General features: G+C 56.2%; 14 protein-coding genes. 7 read left to right on the forward strand and 7 right to left on the reverse strand.

Features of this window, described 5'->3' with window-relative positions; translation table 11 throughout:
• Positions 1-107 precede the first annotated feature (107 nt).
• Together C477_RS03880 and fer are read left to right on the forward strand one after the other, a co-directional pair.
• Complete coding sequence (locus tag C477_RS03880) at positions 108-1,292, forward strand: inorganic phosphate transporter (protein ID WP_008893133.1); 1,185 nt, start codon at positions 108-110, stop codon at positions 1,290-1,292.
• A gap of 297 nt (positions 1,293-1,589) precedes the next feature.
• Positions 1,590-1,979 carry a ferredoxin Fer gene (gene fer / locus C477_RS03885; RefSeq protein WP_008893134.1) on the forward strand — a complete coding sequence of 130 codons (390 nt, stop codon included), beginning with the start codon at positions 1,590-1,592 and terminating at the stop codon, positions 1,977-1,979.
• Positions 1,980-2,154: 175 nt separating this feature from the next.
• Here fer and C477_RS03890 read toward each other — a convergent pair whose 3' ends face one another.
• From C477_RS03890 to C477_RS24995, 4 genes are all read right to left on the reverse strand, one after another.
• Positions 2,155-2,676: a DUF7342 family protein gene (locus C477_RS03890; RefSeq protein WP_049914222.1), complete on the reverse strand. Its 522-nt coding sequence runs from the start codon at positions 2,674-2,676 to the stop codon at positions 2,155-2,157.
• Between the two features lie 922 nt (positions 2,677-3,598).
• On the reverse strand, positions 3,599-4,576 hold the full coding sequence (locus C477_RS03895; RefSeq protein ID WP_049914224.1) for a hypothetical protein: 978 nt from the start codon (positions 4,574-4,576) through the stop codon (positions 3,599-3,601).
• Between the two features lie 239 nt (positions 4,577-4,815).
• Entirely contained in the window at positions 4,816-5,229 is a 414-nt protein-coding gene (locus C477_RS03900) for a DUF7344 domain-containing protein (RefSeq protein ID WP_049914226.1), read from the reverse strand.
• A 66-nt stretch (positions 5,230-5,295) separates the two neighbouring features.
• Positions 5,296-5,658, reverse strand: a complete 363-nt coding sequence (locus tag C477_RS24995) for a DUF7344 domain-containing protein (RefSeq protein ID WP_449404391.1) — start codon at positions 5,656-5,658, stop codon at positions 5,296-5,298.
• Between the two features lie 1,019 nt (positions 5,659-6,677).
• On the opposite strand from C477_RS24995, the gene C477_RS03905 reads away from it, so the two are divergent.
• From C477_RS03905 to C477_RS23375, 3 genes are all read left to right on the forward strand, one after another.
• Positions 6,678-7,100, forward strand: coding sequence for a hypothetical protein (locus tag C477_RS03905; RefSeq protein WP_152423259.1), 423 nt, complete (start codon positions 6,678-6,680; stop codon positions 7,098-7,100).
• On the forward strand, positions 7,097-8,197 hold the full coding sequence (locus tag C477_RS03910) for a phage integrase SAM-like domain-containing protein (protein ID WP_008893139.1): 1,101 nt from the start codon (positions 7,097-7,099) through the stop codon (positions 8,195-8,197). The genes C477_RS03905 and C477_RS03910 overlap by 4 nt, the downstream gene beginning before the upstream one ends.
• Before the next feature lie 138 nt (positions 8,198-8,335).
• Positions 8,336-8,689 carry a hypothetical protein gene (locus C477_RS23375; protein WP_152423260.1) on the forward strand — a complete coding sequence of 118 codons (354 nt, stop codon included), beginning with the start codon at positions 8,336-8,338 and terminating at the stop codon, positions 8,687-8,689.
• Between the two features lie 58 nt (positions 8,690-8,747).
• On the opposite strand, the gene C477_RS03915 is transcribed toward C477_RS23375, so the two are convergent.
• The 3 genes from C477_RS03915 to C477_RS03925 are packed head-to-tail and all read right to left on the reverse strand — an operon-like array spanning position 8,748 to position 11,055.
• A complete protein-coding gene (locus tag C477_RS03915; RefSeq protein WP_008893140.1) occupies positions 8,748-9,320 on the reverse strand; it encodes an SLATT domain-containing protein in 573 nt (190 codons plus the stop codon).
• Entirely contained in the window at positions 9,317-10,279 is a 963-nt protein-coding gene (locus C477_RS03920) for a CBASS oligonucleotide cyclase (protein ID WP_008893141.1), read from the reverse strand. The genes C477_RS03915 and C477_RS03920 overlap by 4 nt, the downstream gene beginning before the upstream one ends.
• 2 nt (positions 10,280-10,281) lie before the next feature.
• A complete protein-coding gene (locus C477_RS03925; RefSeq protein WP_152423261.1) occupies positions 10,282-11,055 on the reverse strand; it encodes a hypothetical protein in 774 nt (257 codons plus the stop codon).
• 190 nt (positions 11,056-11,245) lie between these two features.
• Here C477_RS03925 and C477_RS03930 point away from each other — a divergent pair, with 190 nt between their 5' ends.
• Positions 11,246-11,986 (forward strand): TrmB family transcriptional regulator, encoded by a 741-nt coding sequence (locus C477_RS03930; RefSeq protein ID WP_008893143.1) that lies wholly within the window; start codon positions 11,246-11,248, stop codon positions 11,984-11,986.
• The gene (locus tag C477_RS03935; RefSeq protein ID WP_008893144.1) at positions 11,979-12,434 is read left to right on the forward strand and encodes a type II toxin-antitoxin system antitoxin SocA domain-containing protein; all 456 of its coding nucleotides are present in this window, start codon (positions 11,979-11,981) and stop codon (positions 12,432-12,434) included. Before C477_RS03930 ends, C477_RS03935 begins: the two co-directional genes overlap by 8 nt.
• Positions 12,435-12,539: the final 105 nt, after the last annotated feature.

The raw sequence follows: 12,539 nt of genomic DNA on the forward strand, positions 1-12,539 counted from the left end.
GGTCGTCGACTGCACTCGGTCGTCGCGTCTCGTTCGACTCGAGGTCGTCTCGGCAAGGGAATCGTGAATGGGCGCGTTTTTAGTATCGGATCGTATGACTACGGGACGTGAACGCGGAACCGCTGCTTATCGTCGGAATCCTCACCGCAATTTTCGTCGGCTATAACATCGGCGGCTCGACGACGGGGCCAGCGTTCGGTCCGGCCGTCGGCGCGAACGTCATCACGAAGGTGATGGCCGCCGGGCTGATGTCGATTTTCTTCTTTATCGGGGCCTACACCATCGGTCCGCAGGTCGTCACCACGCTCGGCGAGGAGCTCGTCACCGATACCTCGATCTTCACGCTGCGCTCGAACGTCGCCGTCCTCTTCTTCATCGGCGGCGCGCTGTTCGTCGGCAACTACGCCGGCGTCCCGGCCTCGACGTCGATGACCGCCGTCGGCGCCATCGCCGCGCTCGGGCTGGCGACCGGCGAACTCGACTGGTCGGTGCTGGGCGAGATCGTCGTCTGGTGGATCGTCGCGCCGATCATCGGCTTCTGGGTGGCCGGCGTCGTCGGCCGCTACTTCTACCCGCGGATCAACGCCTGGGTCGCCATCGAGGGGAGCAAGGGTGGCGAGCCGATGATCTCGGTCGATCGATCGAGCGCCGTGCCGCGGCTCCAGTTCGGGGCCGACGGCGACCGGCGGGAGATCACCGGCGCGTTCGTCGTCATCGGTATCGGCTGTCTGATGGGCTTTTCCTCGGGCACGAGCAACATCGCCAACGCGATCGCCCCGATCTACGGTACCGGCGACGTCGACATGGTACCGCTGATCCTGATCGGGTCCGCGGCCGTCGCCGTCGGCTGTTTCACCATCGCCCGCCGGACGCTCGACACGCTGGGCAACGACATCACGAACCTGCCGCTGACGGCCGCGATCGTCGTCGCCGTCATCAGTTCGACCATCGTCGTCGGCCTCTCCGCGATCGGTATCCCCGCGAGTTTCGTCGTCATCGCGACGATGAGCATCGTCGGGTTAGGCTGGGGTCGGGCAACGCGGACAACGACGCTGTCGGGCGTCAGAGCGGGCGAAGAGACCCGCGTCTCCGTCGGCGCGCTGACCGCCGAACAGGAGGGCGAACAGTCGCCCGATATCGGCGAGGAGGAGCCCGAAGACATCCCGAAGGCGTCGGACCTCTTCGACCCCTCGACGACCGCCCGCGTCATCCTCATGCAAAACGTCGTCCCGATCATCTCGACCGTCGGCGCGTTCATCACGTTCCGGTTCGTGCCGATATTCGGCTTCTAGTCGAGACGTTCGACGATCGATCGCAACCGGCACCCTCGAGTCGACGACGCTCCGGCAGCGATCGGATTCGACGACGGCTCGCCGTTCGACCCGTTCAGTGTGGTAGCAGACGGAAAAAGCGGCAATCGATGCAGGAACTGGGTGCGTTGGTTGAAACGTTTCTTTTTCTCTCCCACTTTGTAGACTAGTAGTTGCTAAATATGGACATTCTTCCCTTCGAACTTCCAAATTCCGATTCAAAGACAATTTAGGACTGAACAGCAAGCTATACCAGTGCGGGACGTGAATCACCGAGTGATGCCCACGGTAGAATACCTCAACTACGAAGTACTGGACGACCAGGGCTGGGACATGGACGACGACGACCTCTTCGAGCAGGCCGCCGACGCTGGCCTCGACGATGAGGACTACGGCACCCTCGACGTCGCCGAGGGCGAGTACATCCTCGAGGCCGCCGAGGCTCAGGGCTACGACTGGCCCTTCTCGTGTCGCGCAGGCGCCTGCGCGAACTGCGCAGCCATCGTCTTCGAGGGCGAGATCGACATGGACATGCAGCAGATCCTCTCGGACGAGGAGGTCGAGGAGAAGAACGTCCGCCTGACCTGCATCGGTTCCGCCGAGACCGACGAGGTCAAGATCGTGTACAACGCGAAGCACCTCGACTACCTGCAGAACCGCGTCATCTAATTAACAGCGTAAAACGCTCGTTAAACAGACGCGCCGTTTCCCGGAAGCAAATCGAATTCAATTCCGGGATTTTCGCACTCCCAAGAGTCTCTACTGCTGAATCTCTTTTCATTTAGGAACTGGATTCAGAACCTTTCCAGCTCTTCACGCTGTAACATACTCTCCACACCCATCGCTATGCAGATTCGATCTCGTCGCGGCTATAGGTTCTGTAGTTTTTGATAGTCTCCTCTACTATGCTGAGTCGGTACAGAACGTGTTTCCAGTCGCTCACAGTTTTAGCTATGTTGCTGGTTGCTTCGGCGCGGTCTGTCTCAACAACACATGCGTAGAGTTCATCGGGAGAATCGACCTCGTACTTGTTCTGCCAAGTGTCGATTTGTTCTTGTAACCCCGTCTTCAACTCGATGAGTTCATCGTAATCGTGTTCATTGAGTAGCTCCCGTATCGCTTGCATTCGGGTGTGGAGCGGGTCCGGTGCGTACCGTGTTGTGCCATCTACGTCGTATTTTAGCAGGACATTCAGATCGGCTAACCGTTCGAGTTGCGTTCTCGCAGTGTTCTCAGCGACGTGGGCTTCGGAGGCGATATAGGATGCTGGGCGTGGCTGGTTGACGGTGAGAGCAATTGCCTGTACTCTATCGAATGTGCTGGTGTGTGCTTTCCACGTTTCGACACTCGATGGGTCATCTGTCATAATTTGGCTAGTACAGTCTCTTAGTAAGCATAGTCTGGGATAGAATAGTCGAGCTAACCCGAATCGCTCTACGAGCAAATATGGTGTTCACTTAGTAGATGTCCAAGGTGGATTGGTTCTCTCTAATTTCGTTCGCTCTTTCTAACGAGATCTCTTCAGCTTCAAGCAAGAATGGGACCGTACACTGTGGCCCAGGGCACCCCTTCGGGCCCCGGTGAAGTTTTTCTGCTTCATCATTGTAGAGCCACGTAACCGTTGTACCGCAGGAGGGGCATTCGAGATTGATTTCTACTGGCATTGGTCTTGGGTGGGTTTCACAAGAAGATATGTCCCTGGGGTGGTGGGAACCGAGTGCGAGAGCGACATGTCTCCCGGAGCACTAAACCAGCCTGCGTGATTGCCGGAGATGTTCTCACCTCGCAGGTCGCTGGGTTTGCTCTCCTCCGGACACGCAATGAGTGTGTAGCTGCCTGGAGGATAGAGGTCTCCCATCACAATTCCTCCATCCTCTTTACGGATCAACCAACTGATGACGCGACCTTCGACGGGCAATTCTGGCTGGTCAGAGTCGCCTGTCTCACCCGATGTTTTGACCGTATTCGGCGTCACTGATCCCTCCCGAGAAAATTCTTGATCTGTTCCGTTGGACAACTGTTCGTGTTTTGCTCCCTGATTGTGATCTGCCACAGTAACCGCAAGGGAGAGTGTCCACATCAACAATGGCCGATTGTATGGTCTTAGGCGGATAGTCCGATACTTTGTCTTCACAGGGCTGTACTTACAGATCATCTCGGGCATACGCAATGAGCGATTGCAGGCAGAGAATCAGTACCAGTCGATTCTATGTGTACATTCGGTACAATCCGATAGCCATGATTGATGGAACGTCGCTTTCTCCGCCCTTTGACTTCTGGAGCCGATCTCAGTTCAGCGACCGCCGCTCATCGTAACACATCTCGTTGACTGCGATCATTGTTTCCATAATCGTCTCGAACGCATCTTTTAATTCCTTGATGTCGATATCAGCCACCGAATCACTCGGATCGACATGGATAATTCCGTTGTTCCGAGTACCACGAAGGTTGTAGAGGTCCTGATAGAGACTGGGATGCTGTGTTGGGAAGTGCTTTGATGTCACCGTTTTCAGCCCGTCCTTACACCGTTCCTCCCACGTCCAATTTCGCTCAAGGAAGTCTGTTATCGGGTTGTCGGTCCATCCGCCGGCCCGGAGTGTCCGAGATAGCTCCCGGCTAAGAAGGTTCTCGAACGCAGAGAACAGGAGCGAGAAGGTAGCAAGTCCTTGTCCGCGATGATAGTGTGTGATAGCGTCAGCAAGCAGCGTTACCCACGGCGGTTGCGGAACCTCGGAACGATGGATCAACACATTATAGGCTACCGTGACGGTGGACGAGGAACTGTTCAGGTCCGAGGCGATGAATCCGATCTCAGTGTCGCTTGACTGGGCAATATCTACGATCACGCCATTGATCTCCTGCGGACCGGGGTACCATTCAAGCGTGACGCCCTGTAACTGTCGTATTGTCTGCCCGGGCGGCTGGTTCGTTTCGGCTAGGAGGGCTAGATCGATATCAAGCGCTCCGCCACCGATCAGGCTCTCCTCCACGGTCTTGCCCACATCCAGTTCCTTTGTTCCGACAGTGGCAAATCCGCCGACACGAACAGGTCTCCCTGAGAGCTCCGCTGTAGGTGCAGCGCGAAAGTACGCGAATAGGGCATCCTCTGGATGGATGGCATCACCACAGCTGGGGCATGCGAAATCGTCCGCAAAAGAATTGTAATCGCTCTTGTCGAAGGATCGCATGTCGCCCTTGTTGAACTGATCATCACATTTCGGACAGACAAGATTGGGCCTGTCCTGGGGGATCGATTGTGTGCTCATACCGATGTGGATGCTTGGGCTTATGTTAATAGGTTTGTTTAAAAAACCCGGATTCTGTGGTTCGGAGGAAACTACATGACTTTGATCGCCAAGTAACAAGAAATCCTATAGGGTGGTAGCAGCAAATTGATCAGAGTGATGACGCACAAGGTTCGGCTTCTCAAACAAGATGGCGTCGACTCGATCTAGGTCGCCATTGAGCTGTTCAACAAGCCGAGAGAGGGTGGCGACCTCTCTTGTCAGGCCGTCATGTTATCGGCATTTGCAGATAACAGGAGCAGGTGGAGGAACACTCGACCCACCTCCGGTAAGCGAGCACCAGGTGCGATTCGTGTCTGCTTAGCATCGTGCTCGATAACACCGGCATCGGCGAGCGTCTTGAGATGCGTATGCCGGAGTGACTCACGGATATTTCTGTAGTCTGCTCCGGTAGCCTCTTCGAGAGAGTACCCTTGCTTGACAGCCGTGACCCATCGTGCAATCTCTTCCATTGAGATCCACTCATCCTCGTCGCAACCGAGTAGGTAGAGGATCACGAGTTGACGACGACGATTCGCCAGCAGAGCGCACATCGTGATCACCACCTCCTGATTCGCCTCTGCCGCCACAAAGGCAGAAATCGAAGCAAGCCACGGCGGTGAGCTGTTACTCATTTCTCACCTTACTGGCTCTAATTCTGCTCGCGGAGATGACACCCTTCTCAGTGGACGAGTCGGTCGTCATGCATCACCTCGTGTGGACTGGCAGTTCCGCTTCAATTGCTGGATGTAACTGGCGAGAGGTTGTGTTTCATCTGTCGCAGTCACTTGTTTCGTCCGGTCGTTGAATTCGATGACACCGAGGTCATCGAGAAGGCCCAAATGTGACTGAATGAGACCGATGTAGACCCTCGAACGTTGTTCTCCTGTGACCTGATCCGGGTCGATCTCATTCTCTAGGGCTGCGATTTCGCGTGCGAGCCCCCTGGCTGAGACTGCGTTCTCAGACTGAGAGAGTGAGAGTATTATCTGCCGACGCCGACTGTTTGACAGGGCTCTGAACGCGTCATCTGGTGTCAGATGGATCGTCTGGGACTCCAACATCGTCAGAGTCCCCCCTGTGCAAGAGACTCTCCTGTCAGCGTCAGCAAGACGATGCAACAGTCTTCGTCTTCGATTAGGTGGACGAAGTTGGCGTTGTCAAGTTGGGCAAGGAGTTGATTTACCGTCTGGAGGTCCCAGCCGCTTTTAATAGCAATATCTTTGCATGTGGTCGAACCACTAGTTTCGTTTGCGTAGCGGACGATTCGCCCGAGTCGTGGGTCACATTCTGGAGTTTGGGCACTCTCACCGTCACCATCCGTGTGACGGACAGAGTTATCACTCCGTGACCGAGTAGTATCTGGTGCTGTCATACCGGCAGCGTTGGTGCCCGGTGTTCCTGCACCGGGGGCCGCTTTCAGGCCACGTAGCCGTTGCTCACCTACTTAAAAATAGATTTGTATTCTCACTCACGGACTGCATGATGTACCAGCGATGATCTGGTTGGAAGTCATCGCTTGTCGGTCTACGTAAATAACACTCCAAAAGCGTGGTACTCGCTGGTCACTCCAGTTTCTAATTGTTCGTGTACCTATTCTCGCGGTCAGTCCGCCGCACAGGCAGCTAGCTGTTCCTCATCATTGCGTAATTTGCGTCTCTAAGATCCTAATACACGAAATCCAAGGGTTTAATATGGTATACTGTCAGACTGGGTATCCTGCTGACAGCACGACCATACTACAGGGCCTATAACACCACTTTTCGGCGCTTTACGTTATGACATTATCCTTATTCCTACGCCGAGGTTTTATACGTCTCTATCTAGAACTCTAATGTGTGGATCTGAAACGGCTATGTGGATACGGTAGCAGGCTTGTGCCGTGCGAATCGGCACAGAGCTATGCGAAAACCGGGACCAACATTAGCCTGATAAGCATGATAATGCCTGTATCATCGTGCCATCCACCCCGAAGGAGTCATGCGATTCATTCATCCCCCTCATTCAGTAATCCTGCAAAATTCATACTTCATCCTCCGCAGTACGGACTTTACCGGACTCTCTCAGAAGAACCGCCTAATAGATGCATAATAACAATACCAGACTTACAACACCAAAACAAATGATAGGACCAAACGCAGACCCGGACCCAGACGGGAATGGTGAGCAGGTGAAGCTCACTCTCTCGATGTACGGCTACCAGCGCGAGTGGATCGAAGAACGCGCCGAGGAACGCGATATGAATCTCAGCGAGTACATGCGCACAATGGCAACCGCCGGCGAACGCCAGCTGGTCGCCATCGAAAGCCTCGCTGATGAGGACGGTCGCGGAGAGATCGAGGCTGACATCGTTGAACGACTCCCGAACGACGAAGCCAACGCACTTGATCCCGACGAACTCCTCGAAGGCATCCTCACGCCGATTCGAGATACCGTCTATACGATCCTGAAGACGAACAGTCAGATCGAGTACAGCCCACAACACGAGGGGTACTACCTCGAATGACAGAGTTCGCAAACGGAGTTGACCCTGAACGACAGGGCTACCAGGACTTGACCAACCGTGACGATGAGATCGCCGCCTACATGAGGAACCGAAAGTCATCTGTGCGCACAAAGACCTGGCGGCAACACGGTACTGCGCTCCGACACTTCCGAGACTTCATCGACGAACGTAATTTGAGCCCGGGCGATCTCGTCGACGATGATGCTGACGACCTCGTGAACTGGTTCAAAGCCAAAGATGCCATCAATGACCAGACTGCGAAGGCATACCTCGGCCGGATCTCGCACATGTACGACTACGCGATTCGACGTCGCCGCAGTAACGAGTTTTCCGACATCGACTACAACCCCATCGCCATCGTCATCGAAGATGAATCGTTCGAGGAAGATGGAACCAGTGAACGCCGCGAGATTGGACACAAGGTGATGCGAGAAGCTGTGCAATCGATACACCATCCGTTGCTGCTATGTATGGTCGTCCTGCTGCTGAAAACCGGGATCCGAGCTGGCGAACTCGTGAACATCGATATGCGTGATGTCCACCTTGATCACCACTGGGCGAAAGAACACTTCCCCGAGTGCCGCGAGAATCTTGAAAAACGACCGGACACGCTGTACATTGCTCCACGTTCCGAGATGGAAGTTGGTAACGTCGTGAACGGCGAAGAGCGAAAAGATCCGAACAAGCGCAAGCGCGGAACCTACATCCCAATCGACAAAGAATTGAAAAGTGTAATGCTGCTGTGGCTGGCGATCCGCCCGCCCTCTCGATCACCCGCTGAACCGTTCTTCACACTCACGACCGGTGGGAGGACCACGATCCCTGGCGACCGACTTCGATCAGACTACGTGTGGTCGAAGATCACCGATTGGGCTCAAGAACAGGGCTGGTGGTCATCCGATGCAACGCTTGAATCCAACGTCTCGCCACACTACTTCCGCCACTACTTCCGAACAATCTTTGGCAGAAAGTCCGGCGACGAACTGCTGGTGAAGTACCTGCGCGGTGACAAGGGCGAGGCGATGGATGACTATATGCACTATTGGGGCGATAACGTCCGAGAGCCCTATCTACAGTCGATCTACAAACTCTTCTGACGTTCAAAGCGTATGATAGAATATGGGTATTCGGCGTCCCCATTTTACTTAGCTTTATAAATATCATCGAGAAACCATTCATATGACCGAAACGTCTGACCGGATAGATTGCGAGCAAGGTCCTTTAGGAGGGTCAAGATGACGTCGTCTAATGACGGAGATTGGGAAAAGGCCGATTCGCTCCCGACAAGGCCACTCCTCATAGAAGAACTCACACACATCGAGTCCCAATACGGTGCTAAGGCAACGACTTGGATCGAAGTTAACATTGGGGAAACGAAGCGACAACTCGGTCTCGACGATACTGACGATGAAATAATAATAAATTTCGTCATTATCACGGATAAGACTCGATACCAGTACCGATTCAATGGTGATTTGTGGGTGACTAAGGGTCCCTTCTCAAATGAATCCGGTCGAGAAACATGGATTTCCGAGGCTGGAAGCCTCTGGACTACGATAGAGAAATTAAAAAATAAAATACACGTATAGAACCAACAGATGAACCAAGTAAATACTATTAAGTTCAACCTTTGAAGCGATCTACAACTTAGTCTTTTGCCGCTTCAAAAGCCTTACCGGTAATCGCCTCTCGCATCTCTTTCGTCGTCGAAATCTGCTCTAACAGCTTTTCTTCCCCCCGTACGTACTTGATCCAATAATACCAGAGACTGCTCGCATCTGGACTGTCCATGTTCAACTCGCGGCGCCGTTCCGCCAGCTCGTCAAACCGATCCTGCACCTCATCGTCCGAACACGACCCGTCCGGCAGCCTCACCATCAGGAAGTCACGTAACTCGTCGAACAACGCATGATGGCGATTCGCTGACTTCCGGAACCGTTCTGACCGCTGATCCGGCTTCGCCGCACGCCGATACCCCGTGATGATGGCCATCACTCCCGGTATGGCGAACGTCGTCCACGCCGGCCACACCGTCCACAGGGCCTGCGACACCAGCAACAGACTCGCCGCGAACAGCACCGTGTCGAGAAACCGGTTCAGCCACCGGTAGAAGTTCGCCGCCAGGAAATGCTGGTTATACGTGTGGTTCAGCGAGTCGGCCTTGATCAACGCACTCCGCTCGATCCGATCCCGGACCGAGGCCGGTTCGTGGTCGCTCATTCGTCCACCTCATCGCCGACCGCCTCACTGTACGCCTCGTCCGCCGCGTCCGTGTTGCCTTGTCGGCGAAGCCGCTGTGCCCGCCGCACGTGTTTCCGTGCCTTTCGCGCCGCCTCGATGGCGTCACGCCGCTCCTGCGAGTCCATGTGCTCGTCCACCCGCTGGCCGTTCACGGGTTCGCGCGTCCCGTTCGAAATCCGGCGCGGCAGCTGCTCGAAGAAGCCCTCGACCAATTCTTCCGTCGACGCCTCCTTGTCTGGATGTGTGCGGACGTAGTGGTACGCCATCACCTCCGCGTGATAGGAGGACACCGGGGAGCCGTTGTTGTCGTTGAACTTCTTGGCGACCCGGGCCACCTTCTGCAGCCGCCCGCCACGCGCCTGGTCGACGGCATCGAACTGGTTCTTGTACTGCCGGGGATTCGTCTGCACCCACGACCGGCCCTCGCTGTACGAGTCCGGGATCACGTAGCCGTCACCGCTCCGGAACGCCGGCGCCACCTCGGCCGTGAAATCGTGGAACTTGATGGCGACCACGTTTCGGTCGATACTGACATCGGAATTCGGATACCGCTTCTCCAATGCCCGCTTCACCGCTTGCAGACAGTTCCGCGCCCCGTTCTCGTCCCGTCGCCACTGTCCGTGCTCGTTCTCGTCAAGCACGACCATGATGTCCGTGTCCGAGTCCTCGTCCAGCGGCCCGACCATGGTTCCCCGCGTATGCGACCCGAACTGGTGGCTGTCCTCGACCGCCAGCTCCTCGTCCAGCACGTCATCGAGGCGTTGCCGCCGCTCATCGATCACCTCGCCTTGCCGGTCCGTGATTCCGGCCTCGTCGGCGTAGTCGTCGATGGACGTCTGCTCCTCGTCCTGCTCCGCTGCGGACGATCCGGCACCGCCACTGCCGCCGCCGGGACCGGTGCCGCGGGACCGGGAGCGCGGCGAAATACCGCTGCCCATGGTTACGACCACCCCCGGACCGGGAAGTAGGCGTCAAGCGGTGCTTGTCCGATGCTGAGCGCGGACCGGACCGCGGCCGCCCACTGCTCGTACTGCCGGACGACCACCGCGGCCGGTTCCGATCCGACGTCAGTAGCACGGAGCCAGCGTTGTCCGGCAGCGCCCGACACGGCCGGCGGCAGCCGTGGCAGCAGGTTCTCTGACTGCAGGCCGATCATCAGGATATCGTCGGGGTCGTATTCGACCGCGATCTCCTGGATTCGTTCCAGCAGCGCCGGGAACCGGTACCCGTACGAGAAGTACTGCACGCCGTAGTAGGCGACCCGGTCGACGTCGTGGTAGTCGAACACCTCGTAGCAGATGTCGCGTTCGTACGGGGATTCGCCTTTCACCAACGGGATGGGTTCGATGCCGTGGTCACGGAGCCGTGGGATCGCGTTGGCCAGGTTCGCCGCGTAGTCACGAACCGTTTCGACGCGGAGCGTCCGCGGATCATCGCGGTAGACCGGGGTGTCGCACGGGACGATGGCGGTGGCGCCGTACTCCGTGGCGACCGAGACCTCCCGGTCCGGGAACCACAGTTCGAGCTCTTCGTCGTCGAACGTCGACGTGAGAATGACGTCGGCCCCGAGCTCGTCGGGTGTCCACCCGTTCTGCTGGAAGCGGTCGACGTACCGCTCGTCGATCATGACGGTCGGGATGGACGAGGTCTGTTGCGCCACAGCGACCTGTGCGGGTTTCGGTTCGAGCCGGGGAATGGGACCAGTAGCCTCCATCTACTGATCCACCTGCCAGGAAGCAAATCGGTCGAAAATCGGGGGGTGATGAGGCCTCAGCATGTGTTTTCTCGTGAGGTGCTTGCATATACGGGGGTAGGGGATATGAAAGACTAGCAGAACAACTGTACGTGGTAAGATAGCGTTTCAACTCCAAAGATTTACGGCACAACAATGTGAGTTGTTGTTAATGGCTGACCTCGACGATATTCTGCAGGACGTGATGGAGTGGGGTCAGTATCACGCGGCGGTGTACCAGACGCTGGTGGAACGCGGGGCGCTCGAACCGACCGACGTTTCCACTTGGTCGGACGTCCCGCAGGGTCGGGTCTACGATATCCTCGACGACCTGTACCGGGAAGGCGCGGTCAAGAAGCAGAGCGTCAATCCCACGGTCTACGTGGCCCAGCACCCCGAGAAGATCATCGACCGGAAAGAGGAGGAGTTCGTCGAGAAAGCGACCGAAGCCAAGCAACAACTGTTCCAGACGTACGAAGTCAACTTCAACGAAGATCTCGGGCGGAACCCTGCCTGGGTCGTGGCCGGTCGGTCCGGGGTCGTCGACCAAGTCCGGGAACAGCTCGAACTGGCTGAATCACGAATCGATGCACTCGAACGCGAACCCTGGTATGGAGACGACGATATCGATCTCCTGCACTCATGCGCGTCCCATGGATGTGACGTCCGGGTCGTCGGCAGGTCCGGCGCCGAAGGCGACCTCGAACCGCTGGCGGACTCCGAGGTCAATGTCCGGCACTCGACAGACGTGAAAACGTCGTTCTATCTCATCGATGACGACCGCGTGATCCTGAACATCGGCCGTGGCGACACCGGGGTGATGTTCCGGGATACAACCATAGCAACAGTTTTGGCGACGGAATTCGAGGATATATATAAGACGGCGACTGAGGTGACTGATCCCGATGCATAGAAAATTGCTCCCGCTGGCGTTGATGTACGCCAACGACGGTGAGCCGATTGAGGGACGCACGCGACTGCAGAAGATGGTGTTCCTGATGCAGAAGGAACTCAAGCAGCGCGATCAGTCGGGGGTCGTCGGGCTGGAATACGATTTCATCCCCTACGACTACGGGCCGTTCTCCAAGGAGCTCTACGACGACCTGGATGCCATGATCGACCAGGAGTTCGTGGAGGACACGGAGGAGCCATTGCATTCGGGGAAGGTGAAGTATATCTACGAGATCGAGGACGACGGCGAAGATCTGGTCGACTCAGAGGCTGAAACGTGGGATGACGTAGACGCGATTATGCAACTAGCGCAGGAGATCAAAGAAAAGTACAACGATGTGCTGCTCTCGGAGCTTATCGAGTACGTGTACTCGGAGTATCCGGAATACGCCGAGAAAAGCGTGTACTAACCAGTCCTGGGTCTCGAACGATCAGACACAGCTACGGTAACGAGGCGAGTTTTATGTATCTGTAATAGGGAGGAATCGATAATGGTGGAGCAAGCGGAATCGTTA

The organism is Haloterrigena salina JCM 13891 (assembly GCF_000337495.1).
Classification (GTDB): domain Archaea; phylum Halobacteriota; class Halobacteria; order Halobacteriales; family Natrialbaceae; genus Haloterrigena; species Haloterrigena salina.

What these genes read in the sequence shown, in the direction of transcription:
- fer (WP_008893134.1), top strand. Translation starts at nt 1,590, where the DNA reads ATGCCCACGGTAGAATACCTCAACTACGAAGTACTGGACGACCAGGGC.
- C477_RS03890 (WP_049914222.1), bottom strand. Translation starts at nt 2,676, where the DNA reads ATGACAGATGACCCATCGAGTGTCGAAACGTGGAAAGCACACACCAGC.
- C477_RS03895 (WP_049914224.1), bottom strand. Translation starts at nt 4,576, where the DNA reads ATGAGCACACAATCGATCCCCCAGGACAGGCCCAATCTTGTCTGTCCG.
- C477_RS03900 (WP_049914226.1), bottom strand. Translation starts at nt 5,229, where the DNA reads ATGAGTAACAGCTCACCGCCGTGGCTTGCTTCGATTTCTGCCTTTGTG.
- C477_RS24995 (WP_449404391.1), bottom strand. Translation starts at nt 5,658, where the DNA reads ATGTTGGAGTCCCAGACGATCCATCTGACACCAGATGACGCGTTCAGA.
- C477_RS03905 (WP_152423259.1), top strand. Translation starts at nt 6,678, where the DNA reads ATGCATAATAACAATACCAGACTTACAACACCAAAACAAATGATAGGA.
- C477_RS03910 (WP_008893139.1), top strand. Translation starts at nt 7,097, where the DNA reads ATGACAGAGTTCGCAAACGGAGTTGACCCTGAACGACAGGGCTACCAG.
- C477_RS23375 (WP_152423260.1), top strand. Translation starts at nt 8,336, where the DNA reads ATGACGTCGTCTAATGACGGAGATTGGGAAAAGGCCGATTCGCTCCCG.
- C477_RS03915 (WP_008893140.1), bottom strand. Translation starts at nt 9,320, where the DNA reads ATGAGCGACCACGAACCGGCCTCGGTCCGGGATCGGATCGAGCGGAGT.
- C477_RS03920 (WP_008893141.1), bottom strand. Translation starts at nt 10,279, where the DNA reads ATGGGCAGCGGTATTTCGCCGCGCTCCCGGTCCCGCGGCACCGGTCCC.
- C477_RS03925 (WP_152423261.1), bottom strand. Translation starts at nt 11,055, where the DNA reads ATGGAGGCTACTGGTCCCATTCCCCGGCTCGAACCGAAACCCGCACAG.
- C477_RS03930 (WP_008893143.1), top strand. Translation starts at nt 11,246, where the DNA reads ATGGCTGACCTCGACGATATTCTGCAGGACGTGATGGAGTGGGGTCAG.
- C477_RS03935 (WP_008893144.1), top strand. Translation starts at nt 11,979, where the DNA reads ATGCATAGAAAATTGCTCCCGCTGGCGTTGATGTACGCCAACGACGGT.